Genomic DNA, 2454 nt, shown 5'->3' with positions numbered 1-2454 from the left:
TCTTGGTCATGGTAAACTCCTTGTCGAGTCGTTAGTTTACCAAGTTTATCTCTACGGTTTCTTCAGCATAGCTCAAGTCTTCAATCTTAGAAGATAACTATGTATTAATCATAGATGAGATTAACCGAGGTAACATTTCACGAATATTTGGCGAGCTTATCACGTTGCTCGAGCCTGATAAACGTAAGGGTGGAAGTGATACTCGCAAAGTGATACTGCCATATTCAAAATCACCATTCTCAGTGCCATCAAACCTTTATGTATTAGGCACTATGAATACCGCTGATAAGTCTCTTGCACAGCTAGATTTAGCATTGCGTCGCCGATTTGATTTTATTGAGTTATTACCTCAGCCTGAACTATTAGAAGGTGTAGAAGTATACGATATAGAAATCGCTGATTTATTGGAAGTAATCAATCAGCGTATTGAAGTACTTTTAGATCGTGAACACACCATAGGTCACTCATACTTTTGGTCGTTAAAAGACTTGAATACAGATAAAGAAAGAGAAATTGAATTAGGTAATATTTTTAAGAGACGGATTATCCCGTTACTATAAGAATATTTCTTCTCGGACTGGGAGCGTATTGGCTGGGTATTGAATGATCCTAGCAAACATAACTCAGAACAATTTATTCAAACTGGGAATATATCTCCAGCAATTAGTGAATTGTTTGATAGTAGTATCAACGGTTTAAATGATCGTCGCTACCATATCAATGAGACTGCTTTTAACAACCCTGAATCCTATAAGAAAATATTGATCCAGCCTAAGTCTAAATCTTCGGGTGGCGAAGCATGATTCAAGTCAGAGAGTATGCTCAGCTGACTACCGATCAGACAGTATTATCTAGCTTAGATTTAGCTATTATCAAGCAAGAAACTTTTGATTGGTTAGTGGAATTAAGTGAAAAAGAGAGCTATGGACGGTTTATTACTTATAAGCGTCCACAATACTTGCAGCTACATTCTTATGTAGGTTACTTAGAAAGTCCTTGCGGCGAAGGTATTGAGATACTACCAAAGACAGGATTAGGTGCTCAAGAGCCAGACAAGAGCAGAGATGTCTTATGCAAAATGCTAAGATCCACTTTAAACCTATCTCACAAAGAGGCTCAATCTGCCAGTCTCAATCGAATGAACTTACCTATTCATGAGTGGATATACTATCAGTTTTTATATTTGTTAAAGGAGTTGGTAGCGTCTGGGCTCAGATTTGACTATCAAAGAATCGAAGAAGAAAGTAGATTTATTCGTGGTCAGCTTGATATTGCAGTTCAACAAAGACAAACGGTTGGCCGAGCTCATCTTTTTCATATTCGTCATGACGTCTATCATCCAAATCGACTTGAGAACCAATTAATTAAAACGGCATTAGATTACGTACAGCAGCATTGTAGGAGTTCTGAGAACTGGCGACTGGCTAATGAGCTCTCACACATCTTAGAACCTATAACGAGTCTTAGAGAGCCTCTAAACTCAATGCCTAAATGGTCAGACATCAAAATATTGCAATCTTACCGCGCTATAAAGCCATGGTGCCAACTAATACTTGAAAAACTTAATCCAAACTTTCAAAAGGGAGAGCACCGGGGTATTGCATTGTTATTCCCAATGGAAATTTTGTTCGAGAAGTATGTGGCAAACTACTTACAACGAGACATCGAGGCACCCTGGCAACTAACAACACAAGCTTCTAGTAAGCACATGGTGAATGACCAAGAAGGTTTAGAATCGCGCTTTCAGTTAAGGCCTGATTTATTAATTAGTAAAGAAAGAAAAAATTACCATGTACTCGATACCAAATGGAAGTTAATAAGCTCAAATGAGAATAATTTCAGTATAGAACAGGATGATATTTATCAGCTATTTGCTTATGGTCACAAATATTTGAATGGGTGTGGGGACATGATGCTTATTTATCCTAAGCATCATCAGTTCGAAATACCTTTGGAGTGTTTTTATTTAGCAGAAGAATTGAGATTGTGGGCTATACCATTTTGTATTGAAACTAGCAAAATGGTTATCGGTGAATGGGTAGAAAGGTTTCCGTCTTTATCTTAAACTTAGTTTGAGGCTAATCCTTTAAGCTCCTAAACTTATCGATAAGCATAAAAATTGGCGATCAGTTACTGTCAGTAACTTTTAATAACCTTGGTCACAAAATGGTCACCGTTTGGTCACCGATTTTTAAAAGGCAGAGTGCATGCACGCAGACTTATAGGAAATATCTTACTAAAGAGTAGACTACTTCTTAGAAGTTTTTAAAGATAGAATAACCAACCCTTACGGATAAAGGCTTTAGGAGGAAATTCAGACACAAAAAAACCTCAAGCAAACTAATACTTGAGGCGAAACTTGCTTAAACTCGAAAGCTTAAATTCGTTTTAAATATGGCGCAGCGGACGGGACTCGAACCCGCGACCCCCGGCGTGACAGGCCGGTATTCTAAC

At 37.9% G+C, this 2454-nt stretch carries 2 protein-coding genes; both read left to right on the top strand.

Features of this window, described 5'->3' with window-relative positions:
* Nucleotides 1–83 precede the first annotated feature (83 nt).
* Nucleotides 84–560, top strand: a complete 477-nt coding sequence (locus JMY06_RS11940; protein ID WP_320157858.1) for an AAA family ATPase — start codon at nt 84–86, stop codon at nt 558–560.
* Nucleotides 561–799: 239 nt separating this feature from the next.
* Entirely contained in the window at nt 800–2065 is a 1266-nt protein-coding gene (locus JMY06_RS11635; protein ID WP_201618406.1) for an McrC family protein, read from the top strand.
* Nucleotides 2066–2454: the final 389 nt, after the last annotated feature.

Origin of the sequence: Psychrobacter urativorans, assembly GCF_904846675.1 — a bacterium.
Lineage (GTDB): Bacteria > Pseudomonadota > Gammaproteobacteria > Pseudomonadales > Moraxellaceae > Psychrobacter > Psychrobacter urativorans_B.
Note: the sequence above shows the minus strand (reverse complement) of the source record. Positions and strands in the feature narration are given on the sequence as shown.

Coding starts and splice junctions, on each gene's coding strand:
- JMY06_RS11635 (WP_201618406.1), top strand. CDS start 800: ATGATTCAAGTCAGAGAGTATGCTCAGCTGACTACCGATCAGACAGTA.